The sequence below is a fragment of the Marivita sp. genome (assembly GCF_022763305.1).
Lineage (GTDB): Bacteria > Pseudomonadota > Alphaproteobacteria > Rhodobacterales > Rhodobacteraceae > Marivita.
On sequence record NZ_JALEGT010000056.1, the window covers coordinates 25,769 to 47,621 of the forward strand.

Consider the following 21,853-nt stretch of genomic DNA (forward strand, 5'->3'; position numbering starts at 1 on the left):
CTGCGCGGCGATGAGGGGCACATGGGGCCTGAGGCCCGATAAGTCAACCGATAAAGCGGTGGAGCACGTAGGCGGCGGCAACAATGTGGATCAAGGTGATCCCGACCGAAAGGCCATGCAGCCTCCCGAAGCGGCGTTTGTTGCCGGCATCGGTGGCAGCGTTGATCGCGGGCATCAGGATCTGCCGGGTGGGAATGGTGGTCAGGGCAATGCCCGCCATGATCGCAGCGGACAGCGGATCGGTGGGGATCAGGAAGGCGGCGGAGAGGGCCGCACCTGCGATCACGAAGAGGTAGAAATGCGGAAAGGCGCGGCGGATCGTCGGTCCTGCGGTCTCGGCGGGAAGGGCTGTGAAGAGGAAAGCCGCAAAGCCGAAGGAATAGAGCACCATGCCGCCGAAGAGGAGTGCGGTCGAGAGCAAGGCAAGGGTTGTCATGTCAGGCTCCTGTCTGGTCGGACTTTCGGGCGGTGCCCATGTAGATGATCATGGTGCCGGGCACGCGGCCGAAGGTGAAATCGCCCTTTGCTGTGATGCCGCGCGGGCCGAGGCCGACCATCTTGCCGGTGGTGAACCCGGCCTTGTCGAGTTCGGTGCGCAGTTCTGTGGGTTTGATGAACATCTTGGGGTCGTGTGTGCCCTTGGGCAACAGCTTCAGAACGTCCTCGGCGATAGTGATGGTGGCCAGACGGGCGATGGGGTTTCGGTTGATCGTGTCGAAGAGGAACAATCCACCGGGACGCAGCACGCGGGCGGTTTCGGAGATCACCTTGGGCAGGCTCTGGACGTGTTCCAGAACGTCGACGCAGACGACGGCGTCGAAGCTGGCATCGGCATAGGGAAGCTCTTCACCCACGCCAACGTCATAGCGGATCGCCCTGCCCTGCGCTTCGGCGTGGGCGCGCGCGGCGGCGATGGCCTCGGACGCGGGGTCGATTCCGGTGACGCGGGCACCGCGGTCGTCGATGGCCTCGGCCATGAAGCCGCCTGCGCAGCCGAGGTCGAGCACATCCTTGCCCTGCCAGTCGATATATGTGTCGAACCAGCCCAGCCGCCCCGGCACCATGTTCTTGAGCGTGCGCACCCAGCGGATGTCGTCGGACCACCATTGCGCGGCGACATCGTCGTAGATCTCAAGGTTGTTGCGCGCGGTTTGCGGCATCTTCCGGCTCCTTGGTGGTGAGTTTGGGCAGGACATAGGGCACGTTTGCCCGATAGCGATGGAAGGCGGCGCCGTAGCGCTGTTCGAAGCGTTTTTCCTTCAGGCGCGGGGCAAACAGGCAATAGGCGGTGTAGCTGAGCGCAAGGGCCAGTTGATCGGGCGTCCAGACGGGAACAGCCCAGAGAGTGAGCGCGAAAGCGAGGTAGATCGGCTGGCGGATGTGGCGGAAGAGGCCCTGCGTCGGCATGTCGGGAAAGACCGGTTTGATCTTTGCGAGCAGCGACATCCAGCCCAGCGCGCCGGATTGCACCTCGGCCCCGGCGTCGAAACTGGCTTTCAGCAGCAAAAGCCATGTGGCGGCGTAGGCGATCGAGATCAGCGCAAAGGCAGGACCATCGGCGCGGTACCAGATGATGCCGCTGGGCGTCCAGAGAAGGAACAGCGCGCTCAGTTGCAGCGAGGCGATGATCGCGTAGGTGGTGGTGGCGAGCGTGCCGCCATGTGGGCCGGGGATCAGGTGTGCCACGATCTTTGTCCCCCGTTTGGACAGCAAGAACGAATGGACCAGCGGGAATTGCAGGATCAGCGCGGCATTGGCGAGGATCGCCCAGGGCCACGGAACGGTGCCGAAGCTTTCGCTCATGCCGAAGAACATGGCCCCCATCATCGACAACACGGCAATGGCAAAGATCAGGTGACACAGCGCGCCCATGGTCAACGACAGGGCGATGCGCCCCTTGCCCGGAGGCGGGGTCAGTGCGGCGCGGATCAGGGTGATCAGCCGTTGGATGCGCGGGTCATTCAGGGTCATGCACTGTGCAGGATGTCGTCCGCGATGGCGGTGCCGCTCAGCCAGGCGTGCTCGATCCGGGGGCCGAGGCACCAGTCGCCGCCGGCATAGAGCGTTCCGTCGGGGGATGTGACAAAGGGCTGACCCAGCGGGTCTGTCACCAACGCATAGCGCCAGCGATGGGCGGTGGCGTAGGCCACGTCGGTGGCATCCAGCCCGTGATGGGTCAGGAAGAGGTCGAGCATCCGCGCGGCGATCTCGTCCTTCGACAGTTCGAGATGCGTGACGCTCCACTCCGGCGTGGCCTGGGCAACCCAGCATGTCTGGGACGGGCGGCCCGGTTTCGAGCCGTCATGGGCGATCCAGGCCAGCGCGTCGGTGGGGTTGGTCTGCGTTCTGGGGGCGTCGATCCTGCGGTGAAGCGCGACCATCAGGGTCAGCGAAGGGGCATAGACGACCTTGTCGACCGTCTCCGTCAGCGCGTCGCCCACCAGTCGCATCGCCTGCGGGGCAGGCACGGTGCAGATGACCTGCGAGAACGTGCCCAGCGGTCGGTCGGAGGTCAGCCGCCAGCCGTCCGCGTCCCGGGTCACCGATGTGATCTCGGCACCCTGATGCAGGGTTAGACCATTCGCGAGAAACTTTGCCAGCGCCGTCATGCCGGGGGTGCCGACCGGATGTGTCCTGCCCTGTCCGTCCTGCCAGTCGGCCACGGCCCCGGCACGGCGCGCCGCCTCGACCATCGCTAGGAACTCCGCGCTTTCGCCGCTGATCACTTGTGCGCCGTGGTCGAACTGAAACCCGCCCTCGGCGCGTCGGGTGGCCATCCGGCCACCGATCCCGCGCCCCTTGTCGAACAATGTGACGCCGCGCCCGGCCGCCGCCAGCCGCGCCGCGCAGGCCAGCCCGCTCATGCCGGAGCCGATGATGGCGATGGTCATTCTGCTCTGCCTCGTCCTTCTGGTTCTGTGCGGGCATAACTAAAACGAACAGCGCGCCCGTCGAGGGGCGCGCTGTCGCAGGTTTCGGGAGTTCGGATCAGAAACCGATGGGATCCGGGACGATGCCCACCAACTGGATCAGGAAATCGCCGCCATCCACCGCGAGGGCGTCGTTATAAGCGGCATCGGCTGCCAGAAAGGCCTCGGCGATGGAACCCTGGTCGCCCCGCTGGAAAAGCTGCATGACGGCATCGGCATCGGTCACATCGGACAGGCCACGGATCACCGCGAAGTAGGTACCGATATCGGTTTTTTCGGACAGGTATTCGCGATCGCCTTGCTGCAATGCGATATCCTCTGCAGAGGAACCTTCAGGCAGATCTACCTTGGCTCCACGCAGTGCCTCGAGGATGAACTGATCCCGTGTGACATTGCCGCTGTCCAGCGCACCGGCCCAGAAATCCAAACCTCCCTGATCCGGGGTGCGGCCCAGAACGTTGCCGTAGACCTGAGTCACGAATTCCAAAGTGCTGAGGGTGTCCGGATAGGTGTCGCGGGTTTCGTCCTGATCGAGGAACAACGTCGCAATCGATTCCAGAGAGAAGCCGTTGGCAAAGGCTGAACCCCAGAAATTGAGACCCTCGGCGTCCGGGGCGCGGTTGAAATAGGCAATGTAGAGCTCGACAAAGCTTGCGATGTCTTCGGCACTCAGCGACGCGATGCCGACCTGATTGGCAAGGTTGAATGCCGCGTTGTCTCCGAAGGACAGGGTTTCGATCTCCGTCAGTTGATCCGTCCCTTCCGCTCCGGACCGGTCGATCACCGTCACGCCATCGCGTTCGATCTGGATCGTGTAGCGCGCCTGCGGGCCGGAATAGACCGCCGTGTCGCCATCGCCGTCGCCACCGAACAGCGTGTCGTCATCCGCGCCACCGGTGAAGCGGTCATTGCCGCCAAAGCCGAAGAGGATGTCCTGCCCCAAGCCCCCGTCAAAGGTATTGTCGAGATCGTTGAGGTAGAACCAGTCACCTTCCGCCGAACCGTCGACCGTGCCGTCCAGATTGACGACGAAGGTCGGATCGGAGTTGCGGGACCCGAAGATCAACTGGCTGAGCGCCCCGGCCACACCCGGAAGGGCCCCAGTGATGGCGTTCACGACTGCCTCGAACTGGGCTTCCGCCAACGAGTCGAATGTGCGGAGGTCAAGATCGTCGGACGTGGTCAGCGTTGCACCAAGCCCCTGCAGGACCTCGAAGGCCCCGGCGGACGCACTTTGCGCCGCCGCTTCGGCTGCCGCGATCTGCGCTGCGGTGATCCCGCTGCCGAAAAGCTCGTTGATCAGCGCGGTCTGCGAGTTGAAATACGTCAGCATCGCCTGGCTGGCCGCTTCACCCACCAGAGCCCAGAGTTCACCCAACGTGCCACCGGTGAAGGCGTTGCCGGGCGCGAACCAGCTGCCGGTGTCTGGGTCGATCGTGAACGTGGGTGAGGTAAATAGGCCGTTGAAGCCGGACCAATCGAAGGCGGCCAGATTGGCTTCGGCATCGTCGAAGGCCTGACGAATCTCGTCCTCGATCGTGCCACCTGTGCCGTCGAGGCCTTGCACGTTGATCAGCAGCGTCTCACGCGGCACGCCGGAGAGAGCGGCGCGCGCCTCGTCGAAGGCGGCCGTCAGCAAGCTGAAGTCACCTGCGGCCCAGGATTGCAGGAAAGCCAACGCCTCCGGCTCCAACCCGGGCTGCGATGTGATCACGCTGAGCTGAGCGGCAATGATCGGCTGAAACTCACGCAGTGTGTTTTCTGCCAGCACAAGCAGGTCGAGGTATTCGCCAACTGTGAGTTCCAACAGGCCTTCTTCGGTGGTTGGCGCGGATATCCCGCCGAAACCGGCAATCGGTCCCAGAGATGCAAGCGTATCGATAAGGCTCTGTTCAAATTCGTTTTCCATAAAGTCTTCAAGGGCTCCAAGGTGTTGAGATGTGGCAAACCATCCAAGATTCGCGGCGCAAGTCAATCGGCGCCCTCGGTCAGGTAGTGAAATCCTTACCCTTGCGTCAGCTTTATCGGAACATCGGTATAAGTTACCGGACTTGGTCGATGACCGGCTCCGACTTCGCATGCGCAACGCAGAACACTCGGGACTTCTCCGAGGATTTCGAACATAAATTCCGCCATGCCTCATTGGCCTGAGGCGGAACCATGCCTAGGTCACGATCATCGGAGGCTCACATGCGAAACTTCTCACTTCTCGATCTGTCGCCCATCCCCGAAGGCAAAACCGCGGCAGACGCTCTGTCGGCGACGGTCGATCTTGCACGGGCGGCCGAGCGGGTCGGCTATCACCGCTACTGGCTGGCGGAGCATCACAACATGCCCGGGATCGCCAGTGCGGCAACGGCTTTGGTGATCGGGCATGTGGCGGCCGCCACGTCGCGCATCCGTGTCGGTGCCGGGGGCATCATGCTGCCCAACCATGCACCGCTTGTGATTGCCGAACAGTTCGGAACGCTTGCCACGCTCTATCCGGGCCGGATCGACCTGGGTCTGGGCCGTGCACCGGGCAGCGACATGGCCACCGCCCGGGCGCTTCGCCGGCACATGGCACCGGAAGACAGCTTCCCGCAGGATGTGCAGGAATTGATCGGATATTTCGACGATGCGGCCGAGGACACCCCGGTGCGCGCCATTCCCGGCAGCGGCACCCATGTTCCTGTCTGGATCCTGGGCTCCAGCCTCTATGGCGCGCAGCTGGCAGCCTGGCTCGGCTTGCCCTACGCATTCGCGTCGCATTTCGCGCCCGCCGCACTGGAACAGGCACTGTCGATCTACCGCAGCACGTTCCAGCCGTCCGAACGGCTTGCCAAACCGCATGTCATGATGGCGGCCGGGGTCTGCGCGGCCCCGACCGACGACGAAGCGACGTTCCTGCGGTCCTCGCAGATCCTCGCGTTCGCCCGGTTGCGCACCGGCAGGCCCGGCAAGCTGCCCCACCCGACCAGCGATCCGGGCTCCGGGTTCTCGGCGCCGGTCATGGCGCAGGTGCAGCAGGCCCTGTCCTGTTCGGCAACCGGATCGCCTTTATCGGTGCGTGCCCAATTGCGGGCGCTCGTGAACACCTTCAAGCCGGACGAGATGATCGTCACCGGCATGATCCACGATCACAGCGCCCGCGTGCGGTCCTTCGAAATCGCGGCTGAGGTTCTGAGCGAGCTTGCTGAGGACCGGATGGTGGCGTGACGCACGGCGCGGGATCGTGGAAATCAGAGGTCAGAGGGGCGTGCCGAAACTCCGGCTCTCGCGACCTTCCGCCTTGCGGCGATCATCAGCCTCGCGGATTTCCTGATCAATGCTGCCGCGCTCCAGCCAGCCATGCGGATTCTGCAACGTTGGCAGCGCCTTGGCGACGATGGTGAACCGCTCATGGGCGACGTCGTAGAGCCGGCGCAGCTCGGCCAGCGGATCGGGATGGTCGTCGGCGCGTAGGTCGAGCCAAGGGTAGGGCTGGTCCCGGTGCACGATCAGCGCCGCCGATTGTGTGCCGCGCTTGTCGCCGCCCGCCGCTTCCCCGGCCTCCATCGCGGTCATCAACCGTTCGGCGAGCGGCAGGTCCGCGCGGTCGAGATAGCAGGCCAGAGTGTCTCCGATCACCGCCTCCCCCGCTAGCATGTTGCCCGCGACGGACACGCCCTTGGCAGCTTTGTGCCCACACCAATCGACGCAGATCGCGCCCGTATGTGCAGCGGTGCGCCCCTGCACGTCGACCATGTGAAGCTGCCGGTTGGCCTGCCCCTTGTCCGCCGCCACCAACCCGGCCACCACGTCTTCGGGCGCATATCCGGCGGCAAGACGCTCTGCGGCGTCGATCCCCCACAATGGGCTGACGAAGGCCTGCGTCGCCACCGCGCCGCGCCCGACACGGATATGGGGCACCAGCATCCCCACAGCGAAAAAGCGGCTTGCGACGGCGACGCCCAGTTCGCCGGTTTTCTCGTCATGGGCGCAGATCGAATAGGTCATGTGTATCCCCTCTCAGCGGCCGACAGCGTAGGCCTGCATCAGGCGCGGCGTGGCTGCTGCCTTGAGCATCCCGTCCGGTGTGCGGCAGGCGGCGGTCAGACGTCCCACAGTCCATGGCTCCGCAACCTCTAGATCATGGCCCCGCGCGCGCAGATCGGCGATCACCGCCTTGCCAAAGGCGGGCTCGACCATCAGGTGACCGGGCCGCACCGGGCGCGGATCGAACGAGCCCTGGAAATGCGCGGTGTTGAAAAGCGGCGCGTCGATGGATTCCTGCAGATTCATGCCGGAATGCACCAGCCGCAGGAACAGCATGAGCTGCCATTGGTCCTGCTGGTCGCCACCGGGCGTGCCAAACGCATGGCGCGTGCCATCGGGGGCCTGCGCCATCGACGGTGACAGTGTCGTGCGCGGGCGGCGTCCGGGGGCTAGCGAAGTGGGTAGCCCCTCCTGCAGCCAGAACATCTGCGCACGCGAATTGAGCGGCATGCCAAGCCCGGGCACCACGGGCGAGCTTTGCAGCCAGCCGCCCGATGGGGTGGCCGAGACCGAATTGCCCCACTGGTCGATCACGTCGATATGCACCGTGTCGCCACGCTTTTCGGAAAGGTGCGCCATGGTCGGCTCGCCTGCGCCGACGCCGCCGCCGGAGGCTTCCTCGCTGGCTTTGGCGCGGGCGATGGCGGCGTCCGCCTGATGGGCGAAGCCGTCGATCCGGCCCGGTCGCTGGTCGAGCGAGGCGTTCGGCCCCAGAAGCCCGCGACGCCCGTCCGCATAGTCCCGCGACAAAAGCGTATCGGTCGGTACATCCCTGTACAAAGGATCTCCGTAATAGGCCTCGCGGTCGGCAAAGGCGAGTTTCATGGCCTCGGTCACGGTGTGCACAAAATCCGCCCCGCGGCTGTCCATCCCCGCTATGCCCGACCCGTCGAGGAGGCGCAGCGCCTGCAAGAGGCTCGGCCCCTGACTCCACATGCCGGCCTTCCAGACGGTCCAGCCTTCGTAATCGACCGAGAGCGGCGTTTCCCACGTCTCTGTCCAACCCGCCATATCCTGACCGGTCAACACGCCTTTGTGGCGTGCGCCCGACGCATCCATGACGCAGGCGCCCCGCATCCATGTGTCGATGGCTTCGGCGATGAACCCTTCGTAGAACGCATGGCGCGCGGCGTCGATCTGCGCCTCGCGGCCCGAGACGGATTCCGCCTCTGACAACACGCGCTCCCAAGTGTCGGCCAGTTCGGGATTGCGCATCAGCGACCACGCCTCGGGTGCGCTGCCCCCCGGCATCCAAGTGGCGGCAGAGGTCGGCCATTCGTCGCGGAAGAAATCCGACAGCCCGTCGATGGTCGCGGCCACGCGCGGCAGAACCGGGTGGCCGTGCCGCGCGTAGTAGATCGCAGGTTCCAGGATCGCCCGCAGCGGCAGCTTGCCGTGTTCGCGCAAGAGAGCCATCCAAGCCCCGAACGCGCCGGGGATCACCGTCGCCAAGAGACCCGACCCCGGCACGGTGTCCAGCCCTTCGGCCCGGTAATGCGCGATGGTGGCCCCCGCCGGGGCCGTCCCCTGCCCACAGAGCACCTGCGGCGCGTCATCTCCTGCCCCGCGCCACAGAAGCGGCATGTCGCCCAAGGGACCGTTCAGATGCGGCTCGACCACATGCAGGACAAAGCCCGTCGCAGCTGCCGCATCGGCGGCACTGCCCCCCGCTTCGAGGATCTTCATACCCACGGCGGACGCGATCCAATGCGTCGAGGTGACGACGCCGAAGGTGCCCTTGATCTCGGGTCTGGTGGTAAACTGCATGTCCGTCCCTTTGTCTTATGTATCACGCGGGTCGAGCGCGTCGCGCAGCCCGTCACCCAGAAGGTTGAAGCCAAGCACCACGAGAAAGATCGCGATGCCCGGGTAAAGCGCCATCCACGGCGCCTGTTCAAGGAAGTTCTTAGCGATGTTCAGCATCGCACCCCAGCTTGGCGCGGGCGGTTGCTGACCAAGGCCAAGGAAACTGAGCGACGCCTCGGCAATGATCGCCGTGGCGATGGTCAGCGTCGATTGCACGATGATCGGCGGCAGGATGTTGGGCAGGATGTAGCGCCCGATCAGACCCAGATGGCCAATGCCCACGGCACGCGCGCTCTCCACGTAGTCCTCGGTCATGACGCTCAGCGTCTGCGCGCGGGACAGCCGGATGAAGATCGGCATGGCGGAAAGACCAATCGCGATCATTGCATTCTGCAAGGACGGGCCAAGAAAGGCCGCCAGCGCGATGGCAAGGATCAGGAACGGGGCCGCCAACAGCGCCTCGGTAAAGCGCGAGATCACCGCATCGGTCCAACCGCGCAGGTAGCCCGACAACATGCCCAGCGGCACCCCCAAAAGCACCGCAATGCCCACCGAGACCACCCCTGCCAGCAACGACGCCTGCGCCCCCCAGATCATGCGGGAGAGCACGTCGCGCCCGATCTCGTCCGTGCCGAACGGATGCGCGGCCGAGGGCGCCTTACGCACCGCCGCCCAATCGGTTTCCGCAGGGCCGGGTACGGGCAGCAGGGGCGCGAGCAAAGCCACGACGACGAAGAACGTCACAATCGCACCCCCCAGCAGCGCCGACGGATTGCGGCGGAACTTCTCCCACGCGCGGTTGCGGCGGCGGGGTGGCAGCGGGTCGGCTGCGACCTGCGGATCGACGACAGCGGTCATTGGTCGGACATCCTCGGGTTCAGGACGCGATAGGCCGCGTCGGCCAGAATGTTCATGGCGATGAAAGCGATGCCGGTACAAAGGACGATCCCCTGCACCACCGCGTAGTCGCGGTTGAAGACGGCATCCACCACCAGTTTGCCGAAGCCCGGAATGGTGAAGATCTGCTCGGTCAGCACCGCACCGGCCAGCAACTCACCGAAGAGGAGCGTAATGACGGTCACCACAGGCACCAGCGCGTTGCGCAGCGCGTGTTTCACCAGCACCACGCGTTCCCGCAGGCCCTTGGCCCGCGCGGTGCGGACATAGTCGGATTTGAGAACCGACAGCATGGCCGACCGCGTGTGGCGCATCAAAGTGGCAGCGAGGGCGGTGCCCAGCACGAAAGCGGGCATCAGCATCACCTTGATCGACTGCACCGGGTCTTCGGAGAGCGGCATGTAACCTGAGGCGGGCAGCCAGCCGAGTTTGACCGACACGAGCAGGATCAGCATGATCCCCAGCCAGAAATTCGGCACCGACAGGCCCGACAGCGCCACGATATTGGCCAGCCAGTCGATCCACGTGCCTTTCTTGTAGGCCGACAGAACCCCCGCCGGAATCCCGATCAGGATCGCGATGATCAGCGCCATGACAGCCAACTGGATCGTCACCGGCAGCTTTTCCCCGATCAGTTCAAGAACCGGCTGCTGGGTGCGCAATGAAATCCCCAGATCGCCCTGCAGCGCCGCCCCGGCCCAAGCCAGATACTGAACCGGAATGGGATCGTTCATGCGGTATTTCTCGCGCAGCGCCTCGATCACGGCAGGGTCGCGTTCCTCGCCCGCCATCACGAGGATCGGGTCGCCCGGCAGCAGGTGCTGCAGCGCGAAGACAAAGATCGAGATGAGGATGACGGTCGGGATCGCGATGAGGATCCGGCGTCCGATAAAAGCGAGCATGTCGGCCCCTGCTGCGTCAAGGAATTGTGCCGCCCCGGAACCTGTCCGGAGCGGCAGGTTGGTTTACTCGGTCATCGAAACGCCATGCAGGCGGATCATGCCGTCCGGATAGGGCACAAAGCCCGACACGTTGTTGTCCAGCGCCCAGATCCACACCTGGTGGTAGAGGTAGACGATGGGGCTGTCCTCCTGCAGGATCGCCAGCGCCGCGTCATACTTCGCCTTGCGGTCGGCGGTGTCGTTGGACAGGCGTGCCTCGTTCAGCAGCGTGTCGACCTCGGGGTTCGAATACTTGGAGTCGTTGATCCCGCCGCCGGTGGTCATGAACTGGTGGATGTTGCCATCCGGATCGACCCGGCCCGACCAGCCGACCTGGCTTGCCGTGTAGTCACCCGCCGACTGATCCGCGAGCAGTGTCGCGAATTCCTTGGCGGTCAGGCTGATATTGATGCCCGCTTCTGCGGCCATCGCCTGAACCACCTGCATGACCTGCGTCTGCACCGGGTTGTTGGCGACCTGCACCTCGACATCCACGCCACCTTCAAGACCGGCCTCGGCCAGCAGCGCCTTTGCCGCGTCGACATCGCGCTGGGGCACCGGGAAGGCGCTGTTGAACCACGGGGAATCCGGCGGATAGGGCTGGTTGCCAGCGGCGAACGCGCCTTCGAACACCACCTGGTTCAGCGCTTCACGGTCGATCGACAGCGACAGCGCCCGACGCACGCGGCTGTCGGTGCCGATGGGCGTGTTCGCCCGGTCGCCATTGCCCACGTTGATCGTGATGCCCTGATAGCCGAGCGAGGTGGCTTTCTCCATCGTCAGCCCGTCATCGGACATGACGGACGGCACATCCGTCGCCGCCAGACGCTCGAGCATATCAAGATCACCGGCCCGCAGGTTGGCCAGACGCACCGTGGTGTCGGGGATCGGCAGGAAGGTCACGCTGTCGAAATTGATCTCGTCCGCGCGGTAATAATCGGCGAACTTCTCGAGCACGATGCGGTCCTGCTGGATGCGCTCCTTGAAGGTGAAGGGCCCGGCGCAGACCGGGTTGAGGCCGAACTCCTCGCCCGCTTCCTCGGCCGCCTTGGGCGACAGCATCATGCCTGCCCGGTCAGCGAATTGCGCAATGAGCGTGGCATCCGGCGCGGCAAGGGTGATCTTGATCGTGGTGTCGTCCACGACCTCCCAGCTTTCGACCGAGGAGACCTCGGATTTGCGGCGGCTCAGTTCGAAATTCTTGGAGCGGTTGAGGTTGAAGGCCACCGCCTCAGCGTTGAACGGCTCTCCATCATGGAACACCACGTCGTCGCGCAGCGTCATGGTCAGCTCTGTGCCGTCCGCGTTCCACTCCCAGCCGGTTGCCAGCATCGGGATGATTTCCAGTTGCGGCGTGATGTCCACGAGCTTGTCGCAGAGCGAGGCATAGACGATCCGCCCCACGAAGGTGCGCGACTGATCGGGGTCAAGAACGTCGGGGTCTTCCTGACGCCCGATGCGCAGGTCCTGCGCGTGGACCAGACCACTTGTGGCGGCAAGCAGCGCCGCTAGGCCCAGTGTTTTCCAAGTTTGCATGGGATCACTCCTCTGTCGGTTGGCTTTTGGTTATATCGTATGTCGTCGTGGTCATCCTTTGGCCGCATCCTCCATGGCCGCGCGCGCCGCGCTGTAGCGGGCGAACCGCGCTTCAGCGGCGGCCGCCCGTGGTTTTTCGGTGGACTCGATCCCCTGCAGCGACAGGGTTTCGGCGAAATGGCAGGCGACGCCGTGATGTGTGGCGGTGTCCCGCAACGCGGGGCGTTCCGTGCGGCACCGGTCCTGCGCATGCGGACAGCGGGTGTGGAACTTGCAGCCGGGCGGCGGCGCGATGGGGTTGGGTGGGTCGCCCTCCAGCGTCGTCCGCAAGCGCCGCGCGCCGGTGGAGGGGATCGGGATCGCCGACAACAGCGCCTCGGTATAGGGGTGCTTGGGCTCTGCGAACAGCTCTGCCGCCGGGGCCAGTTCGACGATCTCGCCCAGATACATCACCGCCACCCGGTCCGCGATGTGGCGGATCACGGCAAGGTCATGCGCGATGATGATCAGGGTCAGCCCGAATTCGGCCTTGAGGTCCTCGAGGATGTTGATCACCTGCGCCTGGATCGACACGTCGAGCGCCGACACAGGCTCATCCCCGATCACGATCTTCGGCCCGGTTGCGAGCGCGCGGGCAATGCCGATGCGCTGGCGCTGCCCGCCCGAGAATTCGTGCGGATAGCGGTCAGCATGTTCGGGGCGCAAACCGACCTTGCGCAAGAGATCGGCCACCTTGGCGCGCTGTTCCGCGGCGGTGCCGATGCCGTGAATGCGCAGCGGCTCGCCGATCAGCGCCCCCACCGTCATCCGCGGATTGAGCGAGGAGAACGGGTCCTGAAAGATGAACTGCATGTGCTGGCGCAGCGCCCGCAATTCGGCGGCACTCAGCGCCGAGATGTCCCGCCCATCATAGGTCACGCTGCCCTCGGACGGCGCGATCAGATGCGACAAGAGCCGCGCCAGCGTGGACTTGCCACAGCCGGATTCCCCCACGATGGCAAAGGTCTCACCCTCTTCGATGTCGAGATCGACGCCGTTGACCGCCTGCACAACCGTTGGCGCGCCAAAGAGCGGCTTCTTCGTCACGAAACGACGGGTCAGCCCGCGCGCTGTCAGGATCGCGCTCATGCCGACACCTGCGCGGGCACAGGGTCTGCCGCCTCGAGCGGCGCATGCCAGCAGGCCACGCGATGCCCGCCGCCCAGATCCGTCAGCGGCGGGGCCTTGGCGCAGGCCTCGGTAGCAAATGGACAGCGCGCGGCAAAGCGACAGCCAACCGGCATGTCCAGCGCACCGGGGACTGTTCCGGGAATGGTGACCAACCGCTCGGCCCGTCCGGTCAGCGACGGCATGGAGGACATCAGGCCCAACGTATAAGGATGCTGCGGATCATCGAAGACCTGCGCGGTGCTTCCCGCTTCGACGATGCGCCCGGCATACATCACCGCGACGGCATCGGCCATTTCTGCCACCACACCCAGATCATGGGTGATCATGATCATCGCCGCCCCGGTCTCCTGCCCGAGATTGCGCATCAGGTCGAGGATCTGCGCCTGGATCGTCACGTCGAGCGCGGTGGTCGGTTCATCCGCGACCAGCAGCGCCGGGTCATTGGCCAGCGCCATCGCGATCATCACGCGCTGCCGCATGCCGCCCGACAGCTGGTGCGGATACTCGTCCAGCCGTTTCGCCGCCGCCGGGATGCGCACCCGTTCCAGCATCTCCAGCGCCCGCGCACGCCCCTCTTCGCGCGACACGCCGCGATGTTCGCAGACCGCCTCGGCGATCTGGTCACCGATCCGCAGCGCCGGGTTGAGCGAGGTCATCGGTTCCTGAAAGATCATCGCGATGCGGTCGCCCCGCAGGGCGCGCAACGTCTCGCTTGGGGCCGATAACAGGTCGGCCGCCTGAAACCGTGCCGTGCCGCCCTCGATTTTAAGCGGTGTGCCCTCCAGCAGCCCCATCAGCGCCAGCGCGGTCAGGCTCTTGCCACAGCCGGATTCACCCACGATGCACAGGGTCTCGCCAGGGTTCAGCGCAAAGCTCACCCCATCGACCAGCGGTTGCGGCGCATTGCCGACGCGGATCGTCAGCCCGTCCACCTGCAAGAGCGGCCCCTGCCCGGTCACGTCCGCCCCTCCATCGACTTGCGCAGGTTGTCGAACAGGGTCTCGAGATGCTCGCGCATCGCGCCCGCAGCTGCAGTTCCATCGCGCGCATCAATCGCGTCGATGATCTTCTGGTGCTGGGCATCGTAGAACGCCCGGGTTTCCGGCGTGCGGGCGCGGTGGCGCTTTTCCTGCCAGTCGTCCCCCATGCGCACTTCGTCGATCAGCGTGAAGGCCGTCAGCATCAGCCGGTTGCCTGCGATCCGCGCGATGGCGCGGTGCAGCGCTCCGTCCCAAAGTTCGGCGGAGTCGGAGTCGTCCGCGTCATGTGTCCGTTCGGCAAGCTTGCGCAGCCGGGCAACATCATCTGCGGTGGCGCGGCGCGCGCACAGGTCCGCCAGCGCCGGTTCGATGCACAACCGAGCCTCCATTGCAGACAGCGGGTCGACATCGGATGCGATCTGCGCGGCCAGTTCCTCGGTCGGATCGGGCGGTTGGCCAGCAAATGTCCCCTTGCCCTGCCTCCGCCAGATCAGACCCTCCGCCTCGAGCGTGTCGAGCGCCCGGCGCACAGAGGCACGCCCTGCCTCAAGCTCGGCGGCGAGGTGACGCTCCGTCGGCAACCGTCCGTCCGAGGGAAGACGCCCCTCGCTGACGATCTGCCGGATTGCCTGAAGCACACGGCTGGCTTCGGACGTTTCCTGCAGGTCTTTTGGACGATTGTGCAGCATCCCACCCCCGGAGGAATTATAGATTGGATGTAACCAATCGTTTATTGGTTTTGTGTACCTGTCAATCCTCGACCTCACTTTTCGATGATCAACGTCCCGGCTACTGCTCAAAAAAACATCCAGAGACCCCGCAAGCCCATGTGATTACTGCAGAAATCCTGTGCCCAAATATACAGCCGATCCCCAAGCCAAGATGACCGCCCGGGAGCCGAGGTAACTGACGGTTGTGCACTTGCCGCGAGGATCGCCTCAGTCTGTAACCGAACTGCAAAGGCTCCCGCGTGCCGCGGGGTGAAGGATCAGGCCAAGGGTTCCGTCCGCGACTCAGGCAGAGCGAGACCACGGCATGTAACGGCGCGGGATCGCCGTGGCGACGAGCAAGAGCCCCGCAACGCCCAAGAGCGCGGCACTGCCCGGACGTTCGAGGAAGACCATCGGGTCACCGCGCGACAGAAGCATCGCGCGGCGGAAGAATTCTTCCATCATCGGCCCAAGAACGAACCCTATGAGAAGCGGCGCAGGTTCGAACCGGAAGAGACGCAGCACATAGCCCAGCACGCCGAAAGCAAGCGTCATCCAGATGTCGAATATCGAGTTGTCGATGCTGTAGACCCCAACGCAGATCAGCACCACGACGGTCGGGTAGAGGAAATAGTGCGGCACCCTCAGCAAGCGGACCCAAAGACCGATCAGCGGGATGTTGAGCACGAGCAGGAACAGGTTGCCGAACAGAAAGCTGACGATCAGGCCCCAGAAGAGCTCCGGGTGTTCGGAAATGAGACGCGGTCCGGGTGTGATGCCGTGGATCATCAAGGCCCCCAGCATGAGCGCCATCGTCGTCGATCCGGGAATCCCCAGCGTCAGCGTCGGGATGAACGCGGTCTGCGCAGCGGCGTTGTTGGCGGATTCCGGGACGACCACACCTTCGATCTGTCCCGTTCCGAACTTGTCTCCCCGGGGCGAGATCCGTTTCTCCAGGGCGTAGCCAACGAAGGACGCCACCGTCTGCCCGGTGCCCGGCAACGTGCCGAAGAACGACCCGACGCTTGATCCACGCAGGGCGGGACCGATGCTGCGGAGCCATTCCGACCGCGTCGGGAAGAAATTGCTCATGGAGATGCGCTCGGTCGCGTAGGACCGGGTCGCGCCGCGTGCGGAGACCATGACTTCGGATATCCCGAAGAGGCCCATGGCCACCACGACAAGACTGACCCCGTCGCGCAACTCCGGCATGCCCACGACAAATCGCGTTTCGCCGGAATTGATGTCGACACCGACAGTGCCCAGCAGGATGCCCAGACACACCATCATCACACCGCGCATTGCACCGGACGTGCTGACGACGGACGCGGCGACCAGTCCGAGGACCATGACGGCAAAATACTCGGCTGGTCCAAAGAGCAGCGCGAATTCCGCCAGCGCTGGCGACAGGAGGACCATCACGACGACGCCGAAAATGGCTCCGAAGAACGATGCAATCGCGGTCGAGAAGAGCGCGACCCCTGCCCGTCCGTCCCGCGCCATCGGGTAGCCGTCAAGGCAGGTCACCGAAGCTGACGGCGTGCCGGGAATGTTCAGAAGGATCGACGCGATCGAACCGCCGTATTCCGCGCCGTAGTAGACGCCCGCCAGCATCACGAGAGCGGTTTCGGGCGGCAGGTAGAACGACACCGGCAACAGCATCGCAACCGCCGCCAGGGGACCAACCCCCGGCAGCACGCCGATGAACGTGCCCAGAAAAACGCCGACGAAACAGTAGGTCAGGTTGTAGACCGTGGCCGCCGTCGCAAAGCCAAGAGCGAGGTTGGACAACAGTTCCATCACAGCCCCCGGATCGTGGGCAGCGGGATGCCCAGACCCTTGACAAAGACCAGCCAGACCGCGCCTGCGACACAGAATGCCAGAACGACCCGACCCGGCCAGCGGAACTGAGGCACAGCCGACGCGGTCGTCAGCACCGACACGATGACGGCGGGCAGGACACCCAGCAGCGGCGTCAGAAAGGCAAAGGCTGCGACGCCCCCGGCCACCGCGAAGACGGAAATCGGGTCTGGCCGGTCCCAGCCCATGGGATAGCGGAGATTGCGGACCAGCGTGATCAGCGCCAACACCGACAGCAACGCTCCGACGATCGCAGGAAACGCGCCCGGCCCCATCCTCCGCGCCGAGCCAAGCTCGAGCGTTGTGACCGAGCCGAAGACAAACCCGAGGCCCACCAGCAGCATGAGCGCCGGTCCGATCTGAGAGATCAGGCGGTCGCGATGCATGGTCCGGTCGCCGGTTGGAACTCTGGTCCTTTATAGTCGTCCGGGATGTCGATCTGTCTATTGCGGATCAGCATCGCAATCTGATCGATCCGCGCCTTCACATCCGCCGGAACCTCTGCGCCCATGGCCAAGTGACCATATTCGCCATCTGCAAGGCCAAGCTCGACCACCTGTGGCGGGACATGTCCGGCGACCATGTCCTTGATCGCCTGTTCGACACCCAGGTCGATCCGCGCCATTGCAGAGGCGACGAACACGTCCGGGTCCCGCGCCACCCAGTCAAGCGCGTTGCCCACCTGAAGTGCGCCACCGGCCCGGCAGGCTTCAATCGCCCCCGAGCGCGCCGCGTTCAACATGGTGAACATCACATCCACCCCGGCCTCGATTTCCGCCTCGGCCCATGCACGGGACACCGCATTGTCATCCTGCGTGCCACAGAATCCGGTGAGCAGAGTGATCTCCGGGTCAATGTAGGAGACACCCGCCGCAAAGGCCGCGCGCCCCTTCAAACCAGGGCGCACCCTGTGTCCGGACAGATGCCCCACGATGCGGGTTTTCGTGATCAGCGCTGCCAAGGCGCCGGCCAGAAAGGCGGTCTCCTCTTGCAGAACATCATAGCTCGCAAGGTTCGGACCTGTCTGGTGCCCCTGAACGATGGCAAAACGCTTGTCCGGGTGCATCGCCGCAATTTCCGGCGTCGCGACATTGCCTTGCCCACCGATGAAGACGAGCCCATCACACCTGTCGATCACCTGACCCAGTCGAGTGCGGATCACGTCTTCCTTGTAGGGCACACCGTCGATCACGCTGATCTCGGCCAGCCCGGCATCCCTCGCCCGCAAGGCCCCATCGAGCGCACTGGCATTGAAGCCGTCATCGTGAACTTCGCCCACAAAGAAGACAGTGATCCGCATTCTGCTTTCCTCAGTTCGAAATCGCTGTGACCAGCGGCTTCCAGGCTTCGAATTGCTCTGCGACAAAGCTCTCGAACTCGGCGCTTGTCTTCGGTTCTCGCACCAATCCCCATGTGTCGAACTGCGCCAGCACATCCGCATCGGACATCGCGTTTTGCAGCGCCGCATCAAGCGTCGCCTTGATCTCGTCCGGCACACCGGCCGGCGCGCTCACACCCAGCCAGTTCTCGGCCACGATGTCATAACCAAGCTCTGTAAAGGTCGGCGTGTCCGGCAATGTCGGCAGCCGCGACGTCGAAGAGACGGCGAGTGGAATGGCCGTACCATCCTGAACCGCCGGCAGGTTCTGAGGCACGGCGTCGAAGATCACCGGAACAACACCCGCAAGGAAATCGAGCCGCATCGGGCCAGAGCCTTTGTAAGGGATGTGAAACAGACCGGCTTCGGTTTCGCGATTGAACTGCTCCGCAATGATGTGCCCCCAGGAGCCGACACCAGAGCTTCCGTAGTCGATGCTGCCCGGATCGGCCTTGGCCTTGTCAAGGAATGTGGCAAAATCGGTTGTCTCAAGGCTGGGCGCCGCGAACAGCCCAAGATGAACCGTGCCGACATAGGTGATGTGATCGAAATCCGCGACCGGGTCATAAGGCGTGTCCGGGAACTGGGTGGGTGCCACGCTGAACGGCGTCAGGTTCGACAACATGAAGGTATACCCATCCGGCTCCGCCTCTTGCAGCGCGCCCGCGGCCACCGTGCCCGCCGCTCCGGGTTTGTTTTCAACGACAAATTGTTGACCCAGATCGGCGGACAGTTTTTCAGCAAGAAGACGTGCCACGAGGTCGCTGGATCCACCCGGCGGAAAGGACACGAGAATCCGAACGGGTTTTTCCGGCCAAGCCGCCTGTGCTGCAGGTGCCGTGCCGAGCGTTGCCACGGCCGATACGGAGGCCAGCAACGTGAAGAAATGTCGTCTGGTGGTCATCATCGTCTTCCTTCCATGAGGCATCAAAAAAGCGTCACACCCATCCTGCATCCGACTGCGGATCATGGAACCATGGTTTCCAAAATAGACAAAACAGAAATCATGGTTTCGATCACAAATTCAGCAACTGGGTGAAGACCTGCACAGAATTCACACCCGAAAAGTTCTGAAACTCGGGTTCCCAGCGCAGATTTTCGATTGGAATGCGCGAATCGTGCTGGATTTTGACCCGGATCACCCGGGCATCTGCAGTTGCCACTCCGTCGATTATCAGCAAACTGACGCCATGAAATCTCAGTTACAGAACGACGCGCCGCCGCGCTTTCTTGATCGCATCCGGACCGCGCTGGCAGAATTGCAACCGGCCGAACGACGTCTGGGGACTTTCCTTCTGGACTTTCCCGGCGACATGGCAAGCTATGACGCGCAGGAACTGGCGCGGCTGTCCGATGTCTCCAAGGCCACCGTGTCGCGGTTCATCCGCAAGATCGGCTACGACAGCTATGACGCCGCGCGCCGCGCTGTGCGGGATGAAGCCAGCTCCGGCTCGCGGCTCTATATCGGCCACGGCGAACCCGGCGCCATCGAGGACGTTCTGGGCTTTGGCATGCGAGAGGAGATGGACAACCTCGCCTGGACCTTCCAACGGATCGCGCCCGATGACCTCGACAGGCTGGCTGAACGGATCCTCGATTCCCGGAAAGTCTGGATCGTCGGCCATCGCATCAGCCACTCGTTTGCAACCTATCTGCGCTGGCAATTGGTCAAGGTGGTTCCAGACGCTGCCGTCCTCCCCAAAGACGGCGAATCCATGGGCGAGCATCTTGCGGCGATGTCCCCCGATGATCTCGTTCTCGTCGTGGCCCTGCGCCGCCGGATGAGCGGCCTCGAGGCGCTCCTGCGCGAAATCGCGACCATCGGATCGGCGCGGGCGGTGATCTCGGATGACAGTATGGCGTTTGATCCCGGCCTCGATTGGCACTTCCGCTGCCGGATCAGCACCGCAACCCCACAGTTCAACCACGCCGCCGTGCTGGCCCTGTGCCATCAGATCGTGGTCCGCACGACCCTGAAGTCGGGAGCCGAAGGCCGCAAGCGCCTTCGACGCGTTGACGAACTGAACGAACGCTTGGGCGAATACGACTGACTGTGGATGGCGGCCTTCAAGGTGTCGCTGGGAGAACGTGCGCACCTGACTCGTCCTTGTATGGTGTGACATCTTCATTCGGACTCTGATCCGGCCAAGGCTCCTTACCGTTGCGTGTCATTTGAAGTTTGTCGCGGGTACCGAAGACCAACATCTCGAAGCGCTCGGGCATAAATGCCGTCGACCAGCGATCACATCTTTAAGCCCAGCATCGCGCATCAGTCATGTTCGACACCATCGGTTCCTGTTCGGACTCTGGCATCTTATGCCTTTCGGGCATGACAAGTCTGCAAGTTAGCCGTATTCGTGTTAAGTGAACGTTGCTACGTGAAATTTGGCTCGTCGCACATTCCAGAGGTGGTCGGCTCGAGCGATTGAGGATGCGTCAGTGTTTCTGATGTCGCAGGATGATCCGGAGCCGCCGGCGTGCTTTTGGAGCAGGAACGGACAAATGAAAAAACTGATCCCTGAGGAGAGGGTCAGGTTCGCAAGGGAGAGAGACAATGTTGAAGACACTCAAGAGCTATGCGCGCAGCGGCGCATTGGTTCTCGCCGGGCTCGCGGCGGGGGCCGCGGAGGCGCAGGACACGGCGATGGCGCCGCTTGATCCGCCGCAGGACGTCAAGGTCGCCTATGTGCCGATCATGAAATTCGCCACAATGTACGTGGCGGAACACCGTGGCCTGTTCGACAAACACGGCTTGAACGTCGATCTGGAGCGGGTGAAGTCCGGCACCGAGGCGATTGCCTTTCTGACACAGGGAACAGTCGATGTCGGTGGGATCGCCATCGTTACGTCGCTCTGGTCCGGCTGGAACAAAGGCCTCGACATTCGCATCATCGCCCCCGGTGCCTTGGAACCAATGGAAGACAGCCCGACCAAGCTCTTGGTGCGCAAGGCGCTGGCGGAGGATGGCACGGTCACGTCCGTTGCCGATCTGAATGGTCGCCGCGTTGCCGTGGCCGGCGGCCCGGGGTCAGGTGGCGAATACCTGCTGGCCAAGGCGCTGGAGCGCGGCAGGCTGACCATTCGCGATATCGAGCCGATGAACGTCGCCAACCCCGATATGCCCCTGTCTTTCGAGAACGGCGCGGTCGATGCGGCCATCGCGGGTTCGCCTTTTGCCGATCAGATTCTTGCGGCGGGCAATGCCGGAGTGCTTGAAACGGACTTGACCCCGGGTCTGATGACCGTGGCTTTTGTCGGTTCGGGCAAATTGGTGAATGACCGTCCGGAAGTGGCCGAACGCTTTGTTCTGGCGCTGACCGAGGCCGCCGCGCTGATGCAAGGCGAGGATTACCTCGCGCCCGAGAACATCGAAGCGTACATGACCTACACCAACTCGACCGAAGAGGCACTTCGGGCTGGTCGCCCGGTCATTTACGACCCTGAAATGAAGATCCCGGTGGCCGGTCTGGCCGATATCGAAAAGACCCACCGCGAAAACGGCCGGACGGAATATACCGACCCGCTCGATCTGTCGAACGTCATCGACGAGCGGTTTACCGAAGCGGCCCGCAAGGCTTTGGGCAAGTAAGCCCATCAGGGGCGCTGCAACGCGCCCCTTCTTTCCCCA

At 63.8% G+C, this 21,853-nt stretch carries 20 protein-coding genes; 3 read left to right on the plus strand and 17 right to left on the minus strand.

The features are described 5' to 3' along the window. Positions 1-43: 43 nt before the first annotated feature. The 5 genes from MRY75_RS11780 to MRY75_RS11800 all read right to left on the minus strand — a co-directional run bounded on the left by MRY75_RS11780 (position 44) and on the right by MRY75_RS11800 (position 4,839). Positions 44-436, minus strand: a complete 393-nt coding sequence (locus MRY75_RS11780; protein WP_292308009.1) for a DUF4149 domain-containing protein — start codon at positions 434-436, stop codon at positions 44-46. Between the two features lies 1 nt (position 437). Then, complete coding sequence (ubiG, locus tag MRY75_RS11785) at positions 438-1,160, minus strand: bifunctional 2-polyprenyl-6-hydroxyphenol methylase/3-demethylubiquinol 3-O-methyltransferase UbiG (RefSeq protein WP_292308010.1); 723 nt, start codon at positions 1,158-1,160, stop codon at positions 438-440. Then, positions 1,132-1,971 carry an isoprenylcysteine carboxylmethyltransferase family protein gene (locus MRY75_RS11790; RefSeq protein WP_292308011.1) on the minus strand — a complete coding sequence of 280 codons (840 nt, stop codon included), beginning with the start codon at positions 1,969-1,971 and terminating at the stop codon, positions 1,132-1,134. The genes ubiG and MRY75_RS11790 overlap by 29 nt, the downstream gene beginning before the upstream one ends. Then, the gene (locus MRY75_RS11795) at positions 1,968-2,891 is read right to left on the minus strand and encodes an FAD-dependent oxidoreductase (protein WP_292308013.1); all 924 of its coding nucleotides are present in this window, start codon (positions 2,889-2,891) and stop codon (positions 1,968-1,970) included. The genes MRY75_RS11790 and MRY75_RS11795 overlap by 4 nt, the downstream gene beginning before the upstream one ends. 97 nt (positions 2,892-2,988) lie before the next feature. Continuing rightward, positions 2,989-4,839, minus strand: coding sequence for a DUF4214 domain-containing protein (locus MRY75_RS11800; RefSeq protein ID WP_292308015.1), 1,851 nt, complete (start codon positions 4,837-4,839; stop codon positions 2,989-2,991). A 281-nt stretch (positions 4,840-5,120) separates the two neighbouring features. On the opposite strand from MRY75_RS11800, the gene MRY75_RS11805 reads away from it, so the two are divergent. Next, the gene (locus MRY75_RS11805) at positions 5,121-6,128 is read left to right on the plus strand and encodes an LLM class flavin-dependent oxidoreductase (protein WP_292308016.1); all 1,008 of its coding nucleotides are present in this window, start codon (positions 5,121-5,123) and stop codon (positions 6,126-6,128) included. Between the two features lie 30 nt (positions 6,129-6,158). Here the strand turns inward: MRY75_RS11805 and MRY75_RS11810 are convergent, their stop codons facing one another. From MRY75_RS11810 to MRY75_RS11865, 12 genes are all read right to left on the minus strand, one after another. Then, complete coding sequence (locus MRY75_RS11810) at positions 6,159-6,908, minus strand: DUF1028 domain-containing protein (protein ID WP_292308017.1); 750 nt, start codon at positions 6,906-6,908, stop codon at positions 6,159-6,161. 12 nt (positions 6,909-6,920) lie between these two features. After that, entirely contained in the window at positions 6,921-8,714 is a 1,794-nt protein-coding gene (locus tag MRY75_RS11815) for a gamma-glutamyltransferase family protein (protein ID WP_292308019.1), read from the minus strand. 15 nt (positions 8,715-8,729) lie between these two features. Beyond that, complete coding sequence (locus MRY75_RS11820; RefSeq protein ID WP_292308021.1) at positions 8,730-9,611, minus strand: ABC transporter permease; 882 nt, start codon at positions 9,609-9,611, stop codon at positions 8,730-8,732. Further along, entirely contained in the window at positions 9,608-10,552 is a 945-nt protein-coding gene (locus tag MRY75_RS11825) for an ABC transporter permease (protein ID WP_292308023.1), read from the minus strand. The genes MRY75_RS11820 and MRY75_RS11825 overlap by 4 nt, the downstream gene beginning before the upstream one ends. Before the next feature lie 63 nt (positions 10,553-10,615). Further along, a complete protein-coding gene (locus MRY75_RS11830; RefSeq protein ID WP_292308024.1) occupies positions 10,616-12,127 on the minus strand; it encodes an ABC transporter substrate-binding protein in 1,512 nt (503 codons plus the stop codon). A gap of 51 nt (positions 12,128-12,178) precedes the next feature. Continuing rightward, a complete protein-coding gene (locus tag MRY75_RS11835) occupies positions 12,179-13,255 on the minus strand; it encodes an ABC transporter ATP-binding protein (protein WP_292308026.1) in 1,077 nt (358 codons plus the stop codon). Next, complete coding sequence (locus tag MRY75_RS11840) at positions 13,252-14,256, minus strand: ABC transporter ATP-binding protein (protein ID WP_292308028.1); 1,005 nt, start codon at positions 14,254-14,256, stop codon at positions 13,252-13,254. Before MRY75_RS11840 ends, MRY75_RS11835 begins: the two co-directional genes overlap by 4 nt. Beyond that, positions 14,253-14,966, minus strand: a complete 714-nt coding sequence (locus MRY75_RS11845; RefSeq protein WP_292308029.1) for a FadR/GntR family transcriptional regulator — start codon at positions 14,964-14,966, stop codon at positions 14,253-14,255. The genes MRY75_RS11840 and MRY75_RS11845 overlap by 4 nt, the downstream gene beginning before the upstream one ends. A gap of 324 nt (positions 14,967-15,290) precedes the next feature. Next, positions 15,291-16,787 (minus strand): tripartite tricarboxylate transporter permease, encoded by a 1,497-nt coding sequence (locus MRY75_RS11850; RefSeq protein WP_292308031.1) that lies wholly within the window; start codon positions 16,785-16,787, stop codon positions 15,291-15,293. After that, positions 16,787-17,233, minus strand: coding sequence for a tripartite tricarboxylate transporter TctB family protein (locus tag MRY75_RS11855; RefSeq protein ID WP_292308033.1), 447 nt, complete (start codon positions 17,231-17,233; stop codon positions 16,787-16,789). Before MRY75_RS11855 ends, MRY75_RS11850 begins: the two co-directional genes overlap by 1 nt. Further along, positions 17,215-18,147, minus strand: coding sequence for a BMP family ABC transporter substrate-binding protein (locus MRY75_RS11860; RefSeq protein WP_292308035.1), 933 nt, complete (start codon positions 18,145-18,147; stop codon positions 17,215-17,217). Before MRY75_RS11860 ends, MRY75_RS11855 begins: the two co-directional genes overlap by 19 nt. Before the next feature lie 10 nt (positions 18,148-18,157). Next, the gene (locus tag MRY75_RS11865) at positions 18,158-19,129 is read right to left on the minus strand and encodes a tripartite tricarboxylate transporter substrate binding protein (protein WP_292308037.1); all 972 of its coding nucleotides are present in this window, start codon (positions 19,127-19,129) and stop codon (positions 18,158-18,160) included. Between the two features lie 286 nt (positions 19,130-19,415). Between MRY75_RS11865 and MRY75_RS11870 the strand changes: the two genes are divergently transcribed. Together MRY75_RS11870 and MRY75_RS11875 are read left to right on the plus strand one after the other, a co-directional pair. Beyond that, on the plus strand, positions 19,416-20,276 hold the full coding sequence (locus MRY75_RS11870; protein WP_292308038.1) for a MurR/RpiR family transcriptional regulator: 861 nt from the start codon (positions 19,416-19,418) through the stop codon (positions 20,274-20,276). 503 nt (positions 20,277-20,779) lie between these two features. Beyond that, positions 20,780-21,814: an ABC transporter substrate-binding protein gene (locus tag MRY75_RS11875; protein ID WP_292308040.1), complete on the plus strand. Its 1,035-nt coding sequence runs from the start codon at positions 20,780-20,782 to the stop codon at positions 21,812-21,814. The last annotated feature ends 39 nt before the right edge of the window (positions 21,815-21,853 follow it).

What these genes read in the sequence shown, in the direction of transcription:
- MRY75_RS11855 (WP_292308033.1), bottom strand. Translation starts at nt 17,233, where the DNA reads ATGCATCGCGACCGCCTGATCTCTCAGATCGGACCGGCGCTCATGCTG.
- MRY75_RS11825 (WP_292308023.1), bottom strand. Translation starts at nt 10,552, where the DNA reads ATGCTCGCTTTTATCGGACGCCGGATCCTCATCGCGATCCCGACCGTC.
- MRY75_RS11820 (WP_292308021.1), bottom strand. Translation starts at nt 9,611, where the DNA reads ATGACCGCTGTCGTCGATCCGCAGGTCGCAGCCGACCCGCTGCCACCC.
- MRY75_RS11805 (WP_292308016.1), top strand. Translation starts at nt 5,121, where the DNA reads ATGCGAAACTTCTCACTTCTCGATCTGTCGCCCATCCCCGAAGGCAAA.
- MRY75_RS11795 (WP_292308013.1), bottom strand. Translation starts at nt 2,891, where the DNA reads ATGACCATCGCCATCATCGGCTCCGGCATGAGCGGGCTGGCCTGCGCG.
- MRY75_RS11780 (WP_292308009.1), bottom strand. Translation starts at nt 436, where the DNA reads ATGACAACCCTTGCCTTGCTCTCGACCGCACTCCTCTTCGGCGGCATG.
- MRY75_RS11850 (WP_292308031.1), bottom strand. Translation starts at nt 16,787, where the DNA reads ATGGAACTGTTGTCCAACCTCGCTCTTGGCTTTGCGACGGCGGCCACG.
- MRY75_RS11830 (WP_292308024.1), bottom strand. Translation starts at nt 12,127, where the DNA reads ATGCAAACTTGGAAAACACTGGGCCTAGCGGCGCTGCTTGCCGCCACA.
- ubiG (WP_292308010.1), bottom strand. Translation starts at nt 1,160, where the DNA reads ATGCCGCAAACCGCGCGCAACAACCTTGAGATCTACGACGATGTCGCC.
- MRY75_RS11865 (WP_292308037.1), bottom strand. Translation starts at nt 19,129, where the DNA reads ATGACCACCAGACGACATTTCTTCACGTTGCTGGCCTCCGTATCGGCC.
- MRY75_RS11875 (WP_292308040.1), top strand. Translation starts at nt 20,780, where the DNA reads ATGTTGAAGACACTCAAGAGCTATGCGCGCAGCGGCGCATTGGTTCTC.
- MRY75_RS11810 (WP_292308017.1), bottom strand. Translation starts at nt 6,908, where the DNA reads ATGACCTATTCGATCTGCGCCCATGACGAGAAAACCGGCGAACTGGGC.
- MRY75_RS11790 (WP_292308011.1), bottom strand. Translation starts at nt 1,971, where the DNA reads ATGACCCTGAATGACCCGCGCATCCAACGGCTGATCACCCTGATCCGC.
- MRY75_RS11845 (WP_292308029.1), bottom strand. Translation starts at nt 14,966, where the DNA reads ATGCTGCACAATCGTCCAAAAGACCTGCAGGAAACGTCCGAAGCCAGC.
- MRY75_RS11815 (WP_292308019.1), bottom strand. Translation starts at nt 8,714, where the DNA reads ATGCAGTTTACCACCAGACCCGAGATCAAGGGCACCTTCGGCGTCGTC.
- MRY75_RS11870 (WP_292308038.1), top strand. Translation starts at nt 19,416, where the DNA reads ATGAAATCTCAGTTACAGAACGACGCGCCGCCGCGCTTTCTTGATCGC.
- MRY75_RS11835 (WP_292308026.1), bottom strand. Translation starts at nt 13,255, where the DNA reads ATGAGCGCGATCCTGACAGCGCGCGGGCTGACCCGTCGTTTCGTGACG.
- MRY75_RS11860 (WP_292308035.1), bottom strand. Translation starts at nt 18,147, where the DNA reads ATGCGGATCACTGTCTTCTTTGTGGGCGAAGTTCACGATGACGGCTTC.
- MRY75_RS11800 (WP_292308015.1), bottom strand. Translation starts at nt 4,839, where the DNA reads ATGGAAAACGAATTTGAACAGAGCCTTATCGATACGCTTGCATCTCTG.